Annotated in this window: 16 protein-coding genes; 14 read left to right on the top strand and 2 right to left on the bottom strand. The window is 69.9% G+C overall.

The features are described from left to right. Positions 1 to 10 precede the first annotated feature (10 nt). The 7 genes from BMX97_RS16310 (at position 11) to BMX97_RS16280 (ending at position 8,845) form a co-directional block, all read left to right on the top strand. The gene (locus BMX97_RS16310; protein WP_091752560.1) at positions 11 to 901 is read left to right on the top strand and encodes an AraC family transcriptional regulator; all 891 of its coding nucleotides are present in this window, start codon (positions 11 to 13) and stop codon (positions 899 to 901) included. Between the two features lie 601 nt (positions 902 to 1,502). Next, positions 1,503 to 3,608, top strand: a complete 2,106-nt coding sequence (locus tag BMX97_RS16305) for an acetate--CoA ligase family protein (protein ID WP_210187641.1) — start codon at positions 1,503 to 1,505, stop codon at positions 3,606 to 3,608. After that, a complete protein-coding gene (locus BMX97_RS16300; protein WP_091752190.1) occupies positions 3,608 to 4,606 on the top strand; it encodes an NADPH:quinone oxidoreductase family protein in 999 nt (332 codons plus the stop codon). The genes BMX97_RS16305 and BMX97_RS16300 overlap by 1 nt, the downstream gene beginning before the upstream one ends. A 32-nt stretch (positions 4,607 to 4,638) precedes the next feature. Beyond that, positions 4,639 to 5,889: an acyl-CoA dehydrogenase family protein gene (locus tag BMX97_RS16295; protein ID WP_091752187.1), complete on the top strand. Its 1,251-nt coding sequence runs from the start codon at positions 4,639 to 4,641 to the stop codon at positions 5,887 to 5,889. Next, positions 5,882 to 6,937 carry a phosphotransferase gene (locus BMX97_RS16290; RefSeq protein ID WP_091752184.1) on the top strand — a complete coding sequence of 352 codons (1,056 nt, stop codon included), beginning with the start codon at positions 5,882 to 5,884 and terminating at the stop codon, positions 6,935 to 6,937. Before BMX97_RS16295 ends, BMX97_RS16290 begins: the two co-directional genes overlap by 8 nt. Then, positions 6,927 to 7,805, top strand: coding sequence for a crotonase/enoyl-CoA hydratase family protein (locus BMX97_RS16285; RefSeq protein ID WP_091752181.1), 879 nt, complete (start codon positions 6,927 to 6,929; stop codon positions 7,803 to 7,805). Before BMX97_RS16290 ends, BMX97_RS16285 begins: the two co-directional genes overlap by 11 nt. Before the next feature lie 119 nt (positions 7,806 to 7,924). Continuing rightward, positions 7,925 to 8,845, top strand: coding sequence for an SMP-30/gluconolactonase/LRE family protein (locus BMX97_RS16280; protein ID WP_091752178.1), 921 nt, complete (start codon positions 7,925 to 7,927; stop codon positions 8,843 to 8,845). A 3-nt stretch (positions 8,846 to 8,848) separates the two neighbouring features. On the opposite strand, the gene BMX97_RS16275 is transcribed toward BMX97_RS16280, so the two are convergent. Next, entirely contained in the window at positions 8,849 to 9,637 is a 789-nt protein-coding gene (locus BMX97_RS16275) for an IclR family transcriptional regulator domain-containing protein (protein ID WP_177202253.1), read from the bottom strand. Between the two features lie 206 nt (positions 9,638 to 9,843). Between BMX97_RS16275 and BMX97_RS16270 the strand changes: the two genes are divergently transcribed. After that, positions 9,844 to 11,058, top strand: coding sequence for a CaiB/BaiF CoA transferase family protein (locus tag BMX97_RS16270; protein ID WP_244538459.1), 1,215 nt, complete (start codon positions 9,844 to 9,846; stop codon positions 11,056 to 11,058). A 34-nt stretch (positions 11,059 to 11,092) separates the two neighbouring features. Here the strand turns inward: BMX97_RS16270 and BMX97_RS16265 are convergent, their stop codons facing one another. After that, positions 11,093 to 12,169 (bottom strand): SDR family oxidoreductase, encoded by a 1,077-nt coding sequence (locus BMX97_RS16265; RefSeq protein ID WP_091752169.1) that lies wholly within the window; start codon positions 12,167 to 12,169, stop codon positions 11,093 to 11,095. A 122-nt stretch (positions 12,170 to 12,291) separates the two neighbouring features. Here BMX97_RS16265 and BMX97_RS16260 point away from each other — a divergent pair, with 122 nt between their 5' ends. Genes BMX97_RS16260 through BMX97_RS16235 form a run of 6 tightly spaced genes read left to right on the top strand, consistent with a single transcriptional unit; the run spans position 12,292 to position 17,201 of the window. Further along, positions 12,292 to 13,431 (top strand): ABC transporter substrate-binding protein, encoded by a 1,140-nt coding sequence (locus BMX97_RS16260; protein ID WP_091752166.1) that lies wholly within the window; start codon positions 12,292 to 12,294, stop codon positions 13,429 to 13,431. Beyond that, complete coding sequence (locus BMX97_RS16255; protein ID WP_244538457.1) at positions 13,415 to 14,197, top strand: ABC transporter ATP-binding protein; 783 nt, start codon at positions 13,415 to 13,417, stop codon at positions 14,195 to 14,197. Before BMX97_RS16260 ends, BMX97_RS16255 begins: the two co-directional genes overlap by 17 nt. After that, positions 14,194 to 14,925 (top strand): ABC transporter ATP-binding protein, encoded by a 732-nt coding sequence (locus BMX97_RS16250; protein ID WP_091752160.1) that lies wholly within the window; start codon positions 14,194 to 14,196, stop codon positions 14,923 to 14,925. Before BMX97_RS16255 ends, BMX97_RS16250 begins: the two co-directional genes overlap by 4 nt. Next, positions 14,922 to 15,791, top strand: coding sequence for a branched-chain amino acid ABC transporter permease (locus BMX97_RS16245; RefSeq protein WP_091752157.1), 870 nt, complete (start codon positions 14,922 to 14,924; stop codon positions 15,789 to 15,791). Before BMX97_RS16250 ends, BMX97_RS16245 begins: the two co-directional genes overlap by 4 nt. After that, positions 15,788 to 16,825 carry a branched-chain amino acid ABC transporter permease gene (locus BMX97_RS16240; RefSeq protein WP_091752154.1) on the top strand — a complete coding sequence of 346 codons (1,038 nt, stop codon included), beginning with the start codon at positions 15,788 to 15,790 and terminating at the stop codon, positions 16,823 to 16,825. Before BMX97_RS16245 ends, BMX97_RS16240 begins: the two co-directional genes overlap by 4 nt. Then, positions 16,818 to 17,201 carry a Zn-ribbon domain-containing OB-fold protein gene (locus tag BMX97_RS16235; protein WP_091752151.1) on the top strand — a complete coding sequence of 128 codons (384 nt, stop codon included), beginning with the start codon at positions 16,818 to 16,820 and terminating at the stop codon, positions 17,199 to 17,201. The genes BMX97_RS16240 and BMX97_RS16235 overlap by 8 nt, the downstream gene beginning before the upstream one ends. The last annotated feature ends 1 nt before the right edge of the window (position 17,202 follow it).

Here is a 17,202-nt window from a genome sequence, read left to right as displayed (position 1 = left end):
GATGGCACCCATGACCGGATCACTGGAAAACTTGACCGTTCTTCCGGACGGAGGACCGGGCGGCGCCTCCGGCGACCTGCTCTCGCACGTTCTGGCGCAGATCCGGCTCACCGGGGACCATGTCCGGTCGTACGCCGTCGCGCGGTCGGCGAGCCTGGACCTGGAAGCCGGGGCCGCCCACGTCCTCGTGGTCGCCGACGGCTCGCTCGACGTCGAGGACGAGGGTGGGGAGCGTGTCGTGATCGACACGGGCGACCTCGTGCTTCTGCCCCGCGGGCTCGGAGGATCCAGGCTGGTGGCATCCGCCTCGCACGCATCGGTGATCGTCTGCCGGTTCTGGTTCGATCCCCACAGTCTTCGCGGCATGATCTCGGCCCTTCCCGGACGCATCCATATCCGGAGCGCCGAGGGAGCCGGGTGGCTCGACGGCATCGTGCCTTTCCTGATGGTCGAGGTGACCGACGACGAGCCCGGCGCGGCCCTGATGATCTCACGGATCATCGACGTCATCGTCATCCGCACCCTGCGGACCTGGGTGCAGCGGGGGGGCACCACCGGATGGCTGGGAGGGCTGTCCGACGCCCGCATCGCCAGAGCGCTGAAGGCCATGCACGAGCGTCCGCTGCCGCGCTGGGGCGTCGAGGCCCTGGCCGACGTAAGTGGCATGTCCCGGTCGAGCTTCTGCGAGCGGTTCACCGCCCTCGTCGGACGCTCGCCCCTGCGCTACCAGAACGAGTGGCGGCTCACGCTCGCCCGGGACATGCTGGTCGCCCGCGAGGCCCGTGTCGGCGAGGTCGCGCTTCGCGTTGGCTACGAGTCCGAAGCCGCGTTCAGCCGTGCTTACAAGGCGATGTTCGGCCATCCACCGAGGGACGAGCCTGCACCGTCGAGCGAGACATGATCGCAGAAGCGAATCGTCTTCTCGGGATGGCAGTAGCGTGACGGGCCACCACACTTTGGTATCGTGATCGATGCAGGAAGGTCCGCTTCTTGCCACCAAACGGGCGCGTGAGCCAGCAGACTTGAAGGTTTGCAAGGGGTCAGCTGCGTGGCTCGTCAAACAGCATCAACCTAAGATTTTCCTGCCGGTACGATGCTCACGGTTGGAGCCGCTCCGTTGAACTCCCTGGGCGCAACCTGATCCGCCTCGACCGGAATTGCGGTACCGGATTGCCCGAAGGACCCTGATCCGAAGGCCCAGCGCCGAAGGTGCGGCAGAAGGTGGATCGCTGCAGCGTCCATGCGAATTCGCGCGCATCGCGCCTTTACAGAGGCGCTTACATGATCGATGATTAATGAAAGATCATTTCATAGAATGAAATAAACATGACGGAAACGCCCGTACGTGCTCGTCGCCTCGGCGGAGGGCGGGCTCGGCCAGCTTGCCGGCTTACGAATCCCGAACGAGGGCGCCGCCGTGCTGGCTCGGACCGGCGCTTTCCGGCAGCCTCCCTATGACGGGGGTCGAGAGTTCGAGGCGCGGCCCCTACGCGTGCGAGGAGATGAGGCGGCTCGTCGCCCCTGAGAGCGTCGCCGTTGTCGGCGTCTCCGAGCGGGCGAACGCCTTCGGCAGCCGCACGGTCGCCAACCTGAAAGACTTCGACGGCCGCCTCTACCAGATCAACGCCAGGCACGCCGAGCTGGCCGGCCGGCCCTGTTACCCAACCATCGCCGCTCTGCCCGAGACACCGGACTGCGTCGTCATCGCGACGCCGCGCGAGGCAGTCGAACCGGTCGTTCGCGAATGCGCGGCGAAGGGCGTCGGCGCCGTCCTGGTGCTGGCGGCCGGCTTCGCGGAGACGGGCAAGCCCGAGCATGCCGCGCACCAGCGTCGCCTCGTGGAGATCGCGCGGGGCGCGAACATGCGCCTGGTCGGGCCGAACACGATCGGCCTCGTCAACTATGCGACGGGTGCAGGCCTCACCTTCTCGGCGATGCCCGAGTGCCGGACGATCCAGTCGCACGCGATCGGGATCGTGAGCCAATCGGGCTCCCTCGGCTTCTCGCTGGCACAGGGGATCGAACGCGGCGTCTCGGTGAGCCACGTGCTGACCGCAGGCAATTCCTGCGACGTCGACGTGGCCGATTACGTCGCCTACCTGGCGCAGGACCCGCATTGCCGGGCGATCGCCTGCCTGTTCGAGGGCATGGCCGATCCGGGCCGGATGCTGCGGGCTGCTGCACTTGCCTGGGAGGCCGACAAGCCGCTCGTCCTCTACAAGATCGCGACCGGCCAGGAAGGCGCCCGGGCGGCCCTGTCGCATACAGGCTCGCTCGCCGGATCCGAGGCGGCCTACGCGGCGGGTTTCGCGCGCGCCGGCGTGATCCAGGTCGACAAGCTAGAGGCGCTGATCGAGGCGGCCGCCTTCTTCGCCAAGGCAGGCGTACCGCGGGCACGGGGCGTCGCCGTGATCGCGACCTCCGGCGGCGCCACCATCATCGCCGCCGACAAGGCGGAGGCGCACAGCGTCGCCCTGCCGCAGCCGGGTCCCGAGGCGGCCGGGGTCCTTGCGGCGCAAGTGCCGGAATACGGCTCGACCCGTAACCCGTGCGACGTGACCGCCCAGGTCATCGGCTCGGCCGACAGCCTCGCGGCCTGTGCCGGAGCGCTGCTGGCCGATCCGCTCTACGGGATCATGGTGACCTCGCACGCCTACGCCTACGACTCCGCAACGCTCCGGCTGCCGGTGTTCAGCCGGGCAGCCGCCGCGAACGGGAAGCTCGTCTGCAATGTCTGGGCGCCGGAATGGCTCGGGGGGCCGGGCGCGCGCGAGACCGAGAGCGACCCGCACCTCGCGCTGTTCCACTCGATGGACCGCTGCTTTGCGGCCATCGCCGCCTGGCACCGGCGCGACGCCCTGCGGCGGGCCGGCCGGACCACCGATGGCCGAATCTCGGATCCGGCCGAGAAGGAGCGGATGGACGCCCTGCTCGCGCAGGCAGGCGGATCCTCGTTGACCGAACGGCAAGCCAAGAGCGTCATGGCGCTCTACGGCATCCCGGTCGTGGAAGATCGACTGGTCGGATCCGCCGCGGCGGCGCGAGAGGCCGCGCAGACGCTCGGCTTTCCGGTGGTGCTCAAGGGCGAGAGCCCGGACATCCTGCACAAGACGGAGGCCGGGCTGGTCAAGCTCGACGTGGCGAGCGCGGCCGAGGTCGAGCGTGCCTACGCGGAAATCCTGACGGCGGTCGACGCGATGACCCCTCGCCCGGACTTCCGGGGCGTCGTCGTCCAGCCGATGGTCCCGCGGGGGGTCGAGGTCATGGTCGGCGCCCGGTATGACGCCCAATTCGGCCCGCTCATCGTCGTCGGGCTCGGCGGCGTCCTCGTCGAGATCCTGCGCGACACCGCACTCTCCCTCGCGCCGGTCGGCCGCGCAGAGGCCGAATCGATGCTGCGCAACCTCGAGGGGGCGGCCCTGCTCGACGGCTTTCGCGGTGCGCCGGCCGTGGACGTCGCGCGGCTCTCCGAGATCGTGTGCCGCTTCTCCGAACTCGCGGCCGATGCGGGCGGTGCGGTCGCCGAGATGGAGATCAACCCGCTCATCTGCACGGCCGACCGGATCGTCGCCGCCGACGCCCTGATCGTGAAGGGCGGACCCCACTGATGCGCTGCTGGGTCGTCGAGGCGATCACCGACGAGGGGCGGATGGTCCTGGCCGAGTGCCCGGACCCGGTCCCGGGGCCGGGCGAGCTGGTGGTGCGCGTCGAGGCCGCCGGGGTCAACTTCGCCGATACGCTGATGGTGCGCGGCCGCTACCAGCGGAAGCCCGCCCTGCCCTTCGTGCCCGGGATCGAGGTGTCGGGCGAGGTCGTGGCCGCGGGGCCCGGCTGCGCCCGCGTGCCCGGCGATCGCGTCTGCGCCAGCGTCCCGACCGGGGGATTCGCGGAGCTGGCGCTGGTGCCGGATGCGGCTGCGACCGTGATTCCGGCCGGCGTGCCGTCGGATGCGGGCCTGGTGCTGCTCGGGGTGAACTACCCGACGGCCTGGTACGCCCTGCACCGCCGTGCCGCGATCCGGCCCGGCGAGACGGTCCTGGTGCATGCCGCGGCCGGCGGCGTCGGCAGCGCGTCGGTGCAGATCGCGCTGGCTGCGGGCTGCCGGGTGATCGCCACAGCCGGCTCGCCGGCGAAGCTGGACGTGTGCCGGAGGCTCGGCGCCGAGGTCGCGGTCTCCTACGCGGATCCGGGCTGGGTCGAGGCGATCAGGGCGGCAACGGGCGGCGCTGGCGCGGACGTGATCGTCGATCCGGTCGGCGGCCGGGTCGGCGTCGACAGCCTGCGCGCCCTGACTTGGCACGGCCGGCTCCTCGTCGTGGGCTTCGCCGGCGGCGCCGCGCCGGAGCTGCCGGCGAACCGCCTCCTCCTCAAGGAGGGAACGGTGCTCGGCGTCTTCTGGGGCGAGGTGAAAAATCGCGATCCCGGCCTCCTGCGCGAGGTCCAGGACGCAATCCTGGCGCTTCACGCGGAGGCTCGCCTCGATCCCCTGATCGGCGCCCGCCTGCCGCTCGAGGACGCACCGGCGGCGCTCGCGCAACTCGCGGGGCGGCAAAGCGTGGGCAAGCTCCTGCTGACGCCGCGCCGCCGCGATCGCCGGACCCCGTGACACTCACTTCCCGTTCTTCGAGAGGACACGCGATGGACTTCCACCACGCGCCGAAGGTGACCGCCCTGCAAGAGCGGCTTCAGGCCTTCATGGACGAGCACATCTATCCCAATGAGGCGACCTACAAGGCCGAGCAGGCCGCGATGACGGATCGCTGGCAGCCCGTCCCGGTGGTCGAGCGGTTGAAGCCCGTGGCGCGCGAGGCCGGGCTGTGGAACCTGTTCCTGCCCGCGAGCGGCGCGGGCGCCGGACTCACCAACCTCGAATACGCGCCGCTCGCCGAGATGATGGGCCGGGTGCAGTGGTCCTCCGAGGTATTCAACTGCTCTGCGCCCGACACCGGCAACATGGAGACCCTGGAGCGCTACGGGACACAAGAACAGAAGGCGCGCTGGCTGAAGCCGCTGCTCGCCGGCGAGATCCGCTCCTGCTTCGCCATGACCGAGCCCGACGTCGCCTCGTCGGACGCCACCAATATCGCCTGCACGATCACCCGCGACGGCGGCGAGTACATCATCAATGGGCGCAAGTGGTGGTCGTCCGGCTCGGGCGACCCGCGCTGCAGGCTCCTCATCGTGATGGGCAAGACCGACCCGTACGGGGAGGACAAGTATCGCCAGCAATCGATGATCCTGGTGCCGACCGACACCCCCGGTGTCACGATCGAGCGGATGCTGCCGGTCTTCGGCTTCGACGACGCGCCGCACGGGCATGGCGAGATCGTGTTCGAGAACGCGCGGGTGCCGGCCGAGAACATCCTGCTCGGCGAGGGCCGCGGCTTCGAGATCGCGCAGGGTCGGCTCGGGCCCGGACGCATCCACCACTGCATGCGCGCCGTCGGGCTGGCGGAGCGGGCGCTGGAGATGATGTGCCGCCGGCTCAGCGCGCGGACCGCCTTCGGCAAGCCGCTGGCCCAGCAGGGCGTGATGATCGAGCGCATCGCCCAGAGCCGGATCGAGATCGACCAGGTGCGCCTACTCGTCCTGCACGCCGCCTGGAAGATGGACCAGGTCGGCAACAAGGCGGCGCGGGCCGAGATCGCCGGCATCAAGGTGGCGGCGGCCAATATGGCCTGCGCGGTGGTGGACCGGGCGATCCAGGCCTTCGGCGGCGCCGGCGTCACGACGGATTTCGGCTTGAGCTACATGTACAAGTACGCCCGCACCCTGCGCATCGTCGACGGGCCGGACGAGGTCCACCGCCACCAGATCGGGCGCCTCGAACTCGCCAAGTATCCGACAACGTATCCCGCAGCGCACCGCCCGGCGCGCGCCGATGGCTGAGCCGCCCGCGATCGGCGGGCCGGCCCTGGTCCCGGTACTGCCGAACCATCGCTTCGACGAAGCGGCCTTGCGGCGCACCCTCGCCCCGCTCCTACCGGGGGCGGCGGACGGGCTCGTGGTGCGACAGTTCCAGGGGGGTCAGTCCAACCCGACCTTCCATCTCGCCACCCCGGGCGGGGCCTACGTGCTGCGCAAGAAGCCGGGCGGCACGCTCCTGCCCTCCGCTCACGCGGTCGACCGCGAGTACCGGGTGCTCGGCGCGCTGAGCGCAACCGACGTGCCGGTCCCCCGCGTCCGGCTCTACTGCGACGACCCAGGTGTCATCGGCACGCCGTTCTACGTGATGGATTACCTCGCCGGGCGCATCTACGCGGAGCGCGACATGCCGGGGGTCGATGCGGACCATCGCCGTGCGGCCTTCCTCGACGCGGCGCGGGTGCTCGGGCGCCTTCACCGCCTCGACCCCGCCGCCGTGGGGCTCGGCGATTACGGTCGGCCCGGCAACTACGTCGGGCGGCAGGTCGCGCGCTGGACGAAGCAGTACCGGGCCGCCGACCTCGCGCCGGAGCCGGCCATGGACCGGCTGATCGCCTGGCTCGAGCGCCACACCGCCGTCCCCGACGAGACCGCGATCGCGCATGGCGACTACCGCCTCGGCAACCTGATGCTCCATCCGGACGAGCCGCGGGTGATCGCTGTGCTCGACTGGGAGCTCTCGACCCTCGGCCACCCGCTCGCCGACCTCGCCTACTGCCTGCTGCCCTGGCGCACCACGCCCGCCGAGCAGGGGCTCGTCGGGCTCGCCGTGCCGGGCTTGCCGGACGAGGCGGAGTTCGTTGCCGCCTACGCGGATGCGGCCGGGCGGCCGGTGCCGGCCGACCTCGACGTCTTCGTCGTGTTCTCGCTGTTCCGCTGGGCGGCGATCGTCGCCGGGGTGTACCGGCGCGCCCTCAACGGAAACGCCTCGGACGCGCGGGCCGTCGACGTCGCCGGCGAGAAATTCCGCCGGCTCGCCCGCCGCGGAGAGGAGATCGCCCATGGCCGCTGAGACGACCACCGAAGTCCTGTCCGAGCTCGACGACGGGGTGCTAACGATCACGCTCAACCGACCGGACAAGCTGAACGCCTTCACGGCCACCATGCGGGACGTGATGGTCGCCTGCCTCGACCGGGCTGACCGCGACGACACCGTGCGGGCGGTGATCGTGACCGGCAGCGGCCGCGGCTTCTGCGCTGGCGCCGACATGTCGGCCGGCGCCGCCCGCTTCGACGTCGCCGGCCGGGCCGAAGCCTCCGCCGACAGCGAGGAATTGCGCGACTCCGGCGGGCGCCTGACGCTTCGCATCTTCGAGTGCACGAAGCCCGTCATCGCGGCGGTGAACGGGGCGGCGGTCGGGGTCGGCGCCACCATGCTGCTGCCGATGGACATCCGGCTTGCCGCCACCGGTGCGCGCTTCGCCTTCCCGTTCACCCGGCGCGGGCTCGTGCCCGAGGCGTGCTCGTCCTGGTTCCTGCCCCGGGCCGTGGGCATGCAGCGGGCGATGGAGTGGGTCGCGACCGGCCGGCTGATCCCGGCCGAGGAGGCGCTGGCGAGCGGCCTCGTGCGCAGCCTGCACGCGCCCGACGACCTCCTCCCAGCGGCCCGCGCCATCGCGCGCGAGATCGCCGACGCTGCCTCGCCGGTCTCCGTCGCGCTCGCCCGGCAGATGCTGTGGCGGATGCTCGGGGCCGACCACCCGATGGAGGCGCACCGGATCGAGAGCCGGCTGCTGGTCGAGCGGGGCCGCAGCCCCGACGTGAAGGAGGGTGTGACCTCCTTCTTCGAGAAGCGGGCTCCGGCCTTCTCAGGAAGGGTCTCGGCCGACATGCCCGCCTCCTATCCGTGGTGGCGAGAGCGCCCCTACGGCAAGGACTAAGTGTCTCTCACAAAACTCCCGATCACCGCCTCGGCTCGCAGTGGTGGCGACATCGCGGCGGGAGTTTTGTGAGGTGCACTAAGACCACGGCGCGATCAAATAAGAAGCGGGGGAACGAGATGACGGACATCACCGTGATGGCGACGGGTTTGCGCTTCCCGGAAGGGCCGGTCGTCCTCGAGGACGGGTCCATCGCACTCGTCGAGATCACCCGCGGGACGGTCTCGCGGGTCGCGCTCGACGGAACCGTTTCGGTCATCGCCAAGCCGGGCGGCGGGCCGAACGGCCTCGCCCTCGGGCCGGACGGAATGCTCTACGTCTGCAACAACGGCGGCTTCGCCTGGCACGAGGAGCCGGGGATGATCCGGCCGATCGGGACCCCGGAGACCTACTCGGGTGGACGCATCGAGCGGATCGACCCACGCACGGGTGCCTGCATGGTGCTCTACGAAAGCTGCGGCGACACGCGTCTCAAGGGCCCCAACGACATCGTCTTCGATCGGGCAGGCGGCTTCTACTTCACCGATCTCGGCAAGGCACGCCATCGCGACCGCGATCAGGGCAGCGTCTACTACGCCAGGGCCGACGGCTCGTTCATCACCGAGGTGGTGCACCCGATCCTGACTCCGAACGGCATCGGGCTCTCGCCGGACGAGACGGTGCTCTACGTCGCCGAGACCGAGGGCGGGCGGCTCTGGGGGTTCGACCTTGCCGAACCGGGCAAGATCCGGAGCCGTCCGTTCCCCTCGCCGCATCGCGGCCGCTTCCTGTTCAACCAGGCGGGCTACCAGCGCTACGACAGCCTCGCGGTCGAAGCCTCCGGCAACATCTGCGTCGCGACCCTGATGACGGGGGCGATCACCGTGATCTCGCCCGAGGGGGAGCTGGTGGAGAGCGTGCCGATGCCGGACGTTTACACCACCAACATCTGCTTCGGCGGGGCGGATCTTCAGACCGCCTACGTGACCCTGTCGGGGATCGGACAGCTGGTGCGGGTGCCATGGAGGCGGCCGGGGTTGAGGCTCAACTTCGCCCCCTGACCGTCACCCGCCCCGCATCGCCGAGAGCGCGTCCGCGATCTCGGCCGCCGCCGCCCGCAGCGGCGCGACGAAGCGGGCGACGACGTCGGCCTCGCCGAGGGAGTTGCGCAGGTACATGAGGTTGAGGCTGCCGACTGCGATCCCGCCGATCAGCACCGGCACGCCGATCGCCGAGGCGACGCCGTTGTAGGACGTGCGCGAGTAGTCCTTGTTCATGCTGGCGTATCCATTCTCTCGCACGCCCTCGAGCAGCCGCTCGAGCATCTCGGGATCGTGGACGACGGCGTTCCACGGGTCGTCCGATGCCGCAAGAGCTGCCAGCGCCAGGGCGCGGGTCTTCGGGTCACAGAACGCCAGGAAGGCCATGCCGAGGGACGTGCCGAGCAACGGCGCCCGGTAGCCGGGGCGGCGGTTGAAGTGCAGCACGCCCTCGCTGCGGCTGGTGCGCGCCACCACCATCGCGTCGCCGTCGAAGACCGAGACGTCGGAGGGCCATTGCAGCGCATTGTGCAGCCGCGCGAGGATCGGGGCGGCGGCGAGCGCCATCTCCTCGTGCTTCTGGTAGCCGCTGCTGAGTTCGAGCGTGCGCCCGGTGGTGACGTAAACGGGCTTTGAGGGGTGGCGCGCCACCAGCCCGGCATGAATCAGCGTCTCCAGCATCCTGACGATCGTCGGCCGGTTGAGGCCGGTCTCGCGAAAGAGGTCGCCGACGCTCGCCTCCTTTAGGCGGTTGAGAGCGAACAGGACCTCCAGCACCCGCAGGGCCGCAGTGACGGGCTCGAAGGACGGCATGCGAAAAAACTCTCTCGGTCGGCGCATTCGGAATCGATGTCGGCGTTGCATCCGCCACCAATCGGCCTACACTGTTTTGAACACGCATTTCAACTAGTGAAATGAACGTGAGTGTGGACGGGAGGAGTGCGGCTTTGGCGGGCGCGGAACAGACACGAGCGGCGGTAGGACAGGAAGCGGAGCCTGCGAGCGCCCTGCGGGGACCGTTGCACGGCCTGACGGTCCTCGATCTCTCCCGCGTGCTCGCCGGGCCCTGGGCCTCGCAAATCCTCGGCGATCTCGGGGCCGAGGTATGGAAGATCGAGCGGCCGGAGACGGGCGACGACACGCGCCTGTGGGGGCCCCCCTTCATGCAAGGGCCGGATGGGCCGTCGGACGCTGCCTATTATCTCTGCGCCAACCGCAACAAGCGCAGCGTCGCGATCGATTTCAGTACGCCGGAGGGCGCCACGCTGGTGCGGCGGCTCGCCGAGCGGGCGGACATCGTGGTCGAGAACTTCAAGACCGGGGCGCTCGCCCGCTACGGCCTCGACTACGCCTCGCTTTCGGCCGACAAGCCGGGCCTGATCTACTGCTCGGTGACCGGCTTCGGCCAGACCGGGCCCTATGCGTCGCGGGGCGGCTACGACTTCCTGATCCAGGGCATGAGCGGCCTGATGAGCGTCACCGGCCGGCCCGACGACGAGCCGGGCGCCGGCCCGATCAAGGTCGGGCTGCCGGTGAGCGACCTGTTCACCGGCCTCTACGCCGCAACCGCGATCCTCGCCGCGCTCCACCACCGCACCGCGACCGGCGAGGGCCAGCACATCGATTGCGCCCTCCTCGACAGCCAAGTCGCGGTCCTGGTCAACCAGGGCATGAACCACATCGTCGGCGGGTTGACCCCCGGCCGCCTCGGCAACTCGCATCCGAACGTGGTGCCCTATCGCGAGTTCCAGACCGCCGACGGCCACGTCCTCGTCGCCTGCGGCAATGACGGGCAATTCCGCAACCTGTGCGACCTCCTGAACCTTCCGGACCTCGCAGCCGACCCGCGCTTTCGCGACAATGTCGGGCGCCTGCGTGACCGCAGGGAACTGGAGGCGACGCTCGGGGCGGCGATCCGGCAATGGACCTCTGGCGACTTCTTCGCCGCCATGGAGGCGCGCGGGGTGCCCGGCGGCCCGATCAACCGCATCGACCAGATCCTCGCCGACCCACAGGTCGCCGCCCGCGGCCTGCTCAAGCGCATGGAGCGCAGCGACGGCACGCCCGTCACGGTGATCGGCTATCCGAGCCAGCTGTCGCGCACCCCTGCCACATACCGGATCGCCCCGCAGTCCCTCGGCGCGTCCACCGCCGAGGTGCTGGCGTTGCTCGGAGTCGACGAGGCGGAGCGTGCGGCGTTGCGGGACAAGGGGATCATCCGTGACGGACGCTGATCCCCTCCCCGGCCTCGGATCGACGCCGATCGCCTCAGGCCGGCAGCACCCGCCTCTCCTGCAGGTTTGCCAGCCACCAGGCCAACGACGCCTCTGTATCGATGCACTCGCCGAATCCCGCCTGGCGGATCTTGATCGTGCTGAGCAGCGAGGAGGTCGAGTGGGTCCGCGAGAAGGCAAAGTCGGCGAATTGCCACGAGGCGCCCACCAGCCGGTCGAGCGGCAGGGGCCGCAGCCCGTGGCGCGCGACGATCGCCTGCCAGGTCGCGGCCCGCCCCGGCATGATGCGGGAGAGCGGCATCGGGTGCGGCAGGCCGACATCCATCCGGAACGCCCGGGCGATCACCGGCCAGAGGTTGTCCCAGGTGAAGACGTCGCCGTTCGTCACGTTGAAGGTCTGGTTCGCGGCGGCCTCCGAGCGGCCGGCCCAGGCGATGGCGCGGGCGAGCAGGCGGGCATCGGTCGCTTCGGTCACACGGGTGCCGATGCCGGGATAGACCAGCGGAAGCCCGAGCTCCCGGCTGATCGCCGCGTAGGCGCCCGCTGCCGCGACCATGTTCATGGCGCTCCCCTCCGCGGAGCCGAACACCACCTGCGGCCGGAAGATCGTCCAGCTCCATCCCTTCCCGGCCTGCCTGTCCGCCAGAAAGTCCTCCTGCGCCCAGTAGAAGTTCGGGTGGATGTGGCGGGGCGCGCTCTCGCGGGCCGGGACCGGGATCTGGCCGAGATGGACCCCGTAGGCCTTGGCGCCCTGGAGCAGGGCGACGTGGCACAGGCCGGGATTCTGCGGCTCCACCGCGTCGAGGAGATTCTCCAGCATCGCCAGGTTGGTGGCGATCTGGTCGTCGTCGAGCCAGCCGCCGGTCAGGTCCGGCTTCTCGTAGAGCGCCGTGTAGACCACGTGGGTGAGGTTGCGGACCTGCGAGAGCCGCGCCCGGCTTTGCGCACCGTCCGCGAGATCGACCGCCAGGTGCGCCGCTCCCGTCGCCGGCTCTGGCGGGCGTCGCGACAGGGCGATCACTTCCCATCCGTCGCTCAAGTAATGCTCGATCGCTGCCCGCCCGACCAGGCCACCAGCACCCGCGACCAACACTGTTCCTTTTCGACTCATTGCGTCCTCCGCGCTGCGAACGACGATATATACATATAGACGACTCCGAAAAACAATGTTATAACTTGTGAAACTAGCAAATAACGCCAATAAATATTTGCTTGATTCTGGGAGGAACGAACGTGTTATCGAGACGCAGCGTTCTGGCTGGGCTCGCCGCGGCCCCGCTCGTGCCGGCCTTCGCGCGGGCGGCGGATCCGATCAAGGTCGGGCTCATCATCCCGCTTAGCGGCGGCGCCGGCCGGCAGGGGCAGGACGTCACCCACGCCGTCCAGGGCATGGCGTCGCTGATCAACGAGAGCGGCGGCGTGCTCGGCCGGCCGATCGAGATCCTGGTGCGCGACGACGAGAGCACGCCGGCGATCGGTGTCGCCAAGGCCAACGAGTTGACGGCGGCCGGCGTCGCGGTGGTGCTCGAGGGCTGGAACAGCCCGGTGACGCTCGCGATGCAGTCGGTGCTCGCACGGGCCGGCATCCTCGACATCACGATGATCTCGAAGGCCGACGCAATCCTCGCCAGTGCCTCGAACCCGCTGGCGATCCGCCTCAACAGCGCCAACGTCCAGGACGCAGCCATCATCGCGCAGTATCTCGGCAGCAAGACGAGACGAGCCCGCATCGTCTTCGTCACCGAGAACGACGCTTACGGCAACGGCGCCCAGCAGGGCATCGAAGCCGAGTTCAAGAAAGCCGGCCTCGAGTACACCATCGCCCAAACGCTCAAGTTCCCGTTCCCGCAGACCGATTTCCGGGTCGAGGTCACCAGCATTCGGGACGCCAAGCCCGATTACGTCATCAGCATCAACGCCAACGAGGGCGCCGGGCTACCGGCCTTCCTGCAGCAATACGCGCAAGGGCAGGTCGGCGCGCCGGTGATCTGCACCGTCGGCACGGTGGGCCCGAGCGTGGTCGAGACCACCGGCAGGGCTGCCAACGGGCTCCACAGCGCCGACATCTATTTCCCCGAGACCGAGCCGTTCGCGAGCAACCCGGAGAACAAACGCTTCGTCGCGCAGATGCAGAAGCAGTTCAAGACCATGCCGGACAAGTTCATGGCGCTCGGCGCCGCATCGCTCGAAGTCTGGGCCAAGGCGGCGGCCAAGGCTGGCACCCTCGAGCGCAAGGCGGTCGCGGGGGCGATCCGCGGCCAGGAGATCCCCGGCACGATCTTCGGCACCGTGCGGTTCGAGCCCAACGGCCAGATGCAGCACCGGCACTTCGTGTTCACGGTCAAGGATGGCAAGATTGTCGTCGAGAGCTGACGTCCCGCCCGTGCTGGCCGTCCGGGACCTGTCTGTCCGCTTCGGCGGCTTCCAGGCCCTGAAGGCGATGTCGTGGTCCGTCGCCGCCGGGCGGATCCTCGGCATCATCGGGCCGAACGGGGCCGGCAAGAGCACCTGCTTCATGGCGGCCACCAATATGGTGTCGCATGGCGGCCGCATCCGGCTCGACGGAACGGACGTGACGGACAAGCCGGCCCACGCGCTGCCGCGGGCGGGCCTGCGCCGCACCTTCCAGCAGAACGCATTCTTCGGCGGCATGAGCGTGCTGGAGAACATGGCGGCGGCCCTCGTGGAGAGCCGCCCGAGCCCGCTGGTGCAATCGGTGTTCCTGCCCTGGATCGAGGCGCGGCGGTGCCGTGCGATCGAGGCGCAGGCGCGGGCCCATCTTATGGCCTACCACGTGCCCGAGAGTGCCTACGGGCGGCTGCCGGGGGAACTCTCCTACGGCACGCAGCGCATGCTCTCGATCGCGCTCGCCGCCGCCCCCGGCGCCCGCGTCGTGCTCCTCGACGAGCCGGCGGCGGGCCTCGGTGGCCCGGACATGATCGCGCTCAGGAGCGTGCTCGAGCGGATGCGCGACGACGGCCTCGCGGTGGTCCTGATCGAACATCACATGGACCTCGTGATGGCCATCGCCGACGAGGTCGTCGTCCTCGAACTCGGGCAACCGATCGCGGCTGGCCGGCCGGCCGAGATCCAGGCCGATCCGCGCGTGCTCGAAGCCTATCTCGGGAGGGCGGCGTGAGCGCGAGGCTCCAGATCGGCGGCCTGCGGGTCGCCTACGGCCAGGCCGAGGCCGTCGCGGTCGACACCCTCGTCGTCGAGCCCGGCACACTTGCCGGGGTGATCGGCGCCAACGGGGCCGGCAAGTCGACGCTCATCAACGCGGTCGCCAACTGGTCGCGGGTGGAGCCCCGGATCAGCGGCTCCGTCCGGCTCGACGGGGAGGAGCTGACGGGGCTCTCCGCCGACCAGCACGTGCGCCGCGGCGTCCAGCTCGTCCCCGAAGGGCGCGGCGTGTTCATGGGTCTCTCGGTCGAGGAGAACCTGAAGGCGGTGGCCCGCCCGGGCGGAAGCCACGGCGGACGCTCCTATGCGGTCGATGACGTCTACGCCCTCTTCCCGCGCCTGCGCGAGCGGCGGACGAACCTCGCCGCCTCGCTCTCCGGCGGCGAGCGGCAGATGCTGGCGGTCGGCCGGGCGCTCCGCATGGCGCCGAAGCTCCTTCTCCTCGACGAGCCCTCGATCGGGCTCGCGCCCCGGCTTGTCTCGACGCTGCTCGCCACCATCCGCGAACTGGTCGAGGGCGGGCTGACGGTGCTCCTCGTCGAGCAGAACGTGCACGCGGCGGCCGAGGTCACCGACGTGCTGCATCTCCTGGAGCGCGGCCGCGTGGTCGCCACCGGCACGGTGGCCGAGATGCGGAACGACCCGCGCATCGTCGAGGCCTATCTCGGAGCGAGTCACGGATGAACGTCGCCCAGCAACTCGTCAACGGCGTCATCATCGGCCACGCCTACGCGCTCGTCGCAGTCGGCTGGACGCTGCTTCTCGGCGCCGCGCGGCTCGTGAACTTCGGTCACGGCCAGATGTACATGATCGGCGCCTTCGTGGCCTGGTGGGCCATGGCGGCGACCGGCCTGCCCTACCCGTTGGCGGTCGCCGCCGCGGTGCTGCTCGGCGCCGTCCTCGGCGCGGTGATGCAGCGCCTGTTCCTGCGGCTCACGCTCTCGCAGGATCTCGTCAGCCTGATGATCGTCACCCTCGGCTTCGGCCAGGCGCTCGAGGGCGCAGCCGGCCTCGCCTTCGGGCCGAAGCCCCAGATCCTGGCGAGCCCGTTCCAGGAGATGAGCGTCCACCTCGGGACCGTCTGGTTCACCGTGCAGGACGCGATCCTGGTCGGTGCCACGATCCTGGTCTTTGCCGGCCTCTACCTGGCGCTCCACCGCAGCTGGCTCGGCGCCGCGGTCCGGATGGTGGCGGAGGACCCGCGGCTGACGACGCTCGGGGGCTTGCGGGTCTCGCGCATCTACATGGGCATCTTCGCCTTCGAGGGCGCAGCGGTCGCCTTCGCGGCGGCGCTCGTCGCGCCGCGCACGCCGATCCTCACCTCGATGGGCTTCGACCAGGTGGTGATGACCTTCGTGGTGGTGGTGCTCGGCGGCATCGGCAGCGTGCTCGGCAGCTACGTCGCCGGGCTCGGCATCGGCCTGTTCACCGCGCTGTTCGGCGCCATCGTCTCGCCGGCCTACACGACGGCGGCGGTCTTCGCGCTCCTCATCGCCGCGATGGTGCTGCGGCCCGGCGCGCTGTCGGCCTCCGGGAGCTTCGCTCGATGACCCGTCCCCTGACCCGCCTCGCCCTCGCGGCCCTGCTCGCCGTCGCAGGCTTCCTCCTGCCCACGCTGCTCGGCGGCTCGACGCTCGTCTACGACACGCTGGTGGCGATCGCGATCTTTTCGGCGATGTCCTACGGCCTCGACGTGATCCTGTCGGACCTCGGCGAGATCAGCCTCGTCCACACTGCCTTCTTCGCCACCGGCGCCTACGCGGCGGCAATCCTGACCGTCACCTACGGGTTCGGGGCTTGGACTGCACTCGCGGGGGCGGTGCTGGCGGCCTTGTCGCTCGCCCTGGTGCTCGGGTTGATCACCCTGCGCACGCGGGAATTCGCCTTCTCGCTCGTCACCTACGCGGCGGCGGTGGTGTGCATGAACATCGCATCCAACTGGGACTTTCTCGGCGGCTCGGACGGCATCGTGGGCATCCCGCCCCTCGATCTGTCGATCGGCCCGCTGGAACTGACGGCCGGGCGCAGCGTGGAGTTCTGGCCCTTCGCCTACGTTCTGCTGCTCCTCACCCTCTACGTCGTCCATCGCTTCCGGCGCTCGCGCCTCGGCCAGGCGGCACTGATGGTGCATATGAATCCGCGGCTGGCCACGATGTGTGGCCTCGACGGCAATCGCATTCGGCTGCAGGTCTTCCTGCTCTCGGCGGTGATCAGCGCCGCGGCCGGCTGGCTCTACGCGTTCCAGCGCGCCTATGTCGGCACCGATCTGTTCGAGACCTATTTCCTCGTGCTGATGCTGACCGGGGTGATCCTCGCCGGGCGGCGCATCCTGCTCGGGCCGCTCCTCGGCACGACCCTGCTCCTGTCCCAGAAGAGCTTCGCGTCGCTCGGCGCCTACGGCGACAAGCTCGTCCTCGGGGTCATCCTCGTCGCGGTGCTCTGCCTCTGCCCGCGGGGGCTGGCGAGCCTGGGCCGGAAGGTCCGCGGGTTCAAGCGCCGCCCCGCCCACGCCCAAGCCCATGCACAAGCCGCGGCCGACGCCGCGACGGCCAAGATCCCCGCTGCGAGCACCCGCCATGCGTGACGCCACAGACGCCCGACCCGGACCGGAAGCCCAGTTCAAGGCCTTCCTCGCCGAGGGACGGTTCATGATCCAGAGGAGCCGTTCGACGGGCCGCCACGTCTTCTACCCGCGGGGCGCCGTCCCGGGGACCGGAGAGACCGACCTCGAATGGGTTCCCGCCTCGGGCGAGGGCACCGTCTACAGCATCACGGTGAACCGCGCCCGCGAGGGCGCCACCAACCTCGCGCTCGTCGACCTCGCCGAGGGGCCGCGGATGCTGTCACGGATCGAGGGTGTCGAAACCGTGCCAATCGGCACCCGCGTGACGGCCCGCATCGCCACGATCGACGGCGCGCCCGCGATCGTCTTCGCCGTCGCCAGCCAGGGTTCTGTCTGAG

Origin of the sequence: Methylobacterium sp. ap11, from assembly GCF_900110515.1 — a bacterium.
In the GTDB taxonomy this organism is placed as follows: domain Bacteria; phylum Pseudomonadota; class Alphaproteobacteria; order Rhizobiales; family Beijerinckiaceae; genus Methylobacterium; species Methylobacterium ajmalii.
Note: the sequence above shows the minus strand (reverse complement) of the source record. Positions and strands in the feature narration are given on the sequence as shown.

What these genes read in the sequence shown, in the direction of transcription:
- BMX97_RS16310 (WP_091752560.1), top strand. Translation starts at nt 11, where the DNA reads ATGACCGGATCACTGGAAAACTTGACCGTTCTTCCGGACGGAGGACCG.
- BMX97_RS16305 (WP_210187641.1), top strand. Translation starts at nt 1,503, where the DNA reads ATGAGGCGGCTCGTCGCCCCTGAGAGCGTCGCCGTTGTCGGCGTCTCC.
- BMX97_RS16300 (WP_091752190.1), top strand. Translation starts at nt 3,608, where the DNA reads ATGCGCTGCTGGGTCGTCGAGGCGATCACCGACGAGGGGCGGATGGTC.
- BMX97_RS16295 (WP_091752187.1), top strand. Translation starts at nt 4,639, where the DNA reads ATGGACTTCCACCACGCGCCGAAGGTGACCGCCCTGCAAGAGCGGCTT.
- BMX97_RS16290 (WP_091752184.1), top strand. Translation starts at nt 5,882, where the DNA reads ATGGCTGAGCCGCCCGCGATCGGCGGGCCGGCCCTGGTCCCGGTACTG.
- BMX97_RS16285 (WP_091752181.1), top strand. Translation starts at nt 6,927, where the DNA reads ATGGCCGCTGAGACGACCACCGAAGTCCTGTCCGAGCTCGACGACGGG.
- BMX97_RS16280 (WP_091752178.1), top strand. Translation starts at nt 7,925, where the DNA reads ATGACGGACATCACCGTGATGGCGACGGGTTTGCGCTTCCCGGAAGGG.
- BMX97_RS16275 (WP_177202253.1), bottom strand. Translation starts at nt 9,637, where the DNA reads ATGCCGTCCTTCGAGCCCGTCACTGCGGCCCTGCGGGTGCTGGAGGTC.
- BMX97_RS16265 (WP_091752169.1), bottom strand. Translation starts at nt 12,169, where the DNA reads ATGAGTCGAAAAGGAACAGTGTTGGTCGCGGGTGCTGGTGGCCTGGTC.
- BMX97_RS16245 (WP_091752157.1), top strand. Translation starts at nt 14,922, where the DNA reads ATGAACGTCGCCCAGCAACTCGTCAACGGCGTCATCATCGGCCACGCC.
- BMX97_RS16240 (WP_091752154.1), top strand. Translation starts at nt 15,788, where the DNA reads ATGACCCGTCCCCTGACCCGCCTCGCCCTCGCGGCCCTGCTCGCCGTC.
- BMX97_RS16235 (WP_091752151.1), top strand. Translation starts at nt 16,818, where the DNA reads ATGCGTGACGCCACAGACGCCCGACCCGGACCGGAAGCCCAGTTCAAG.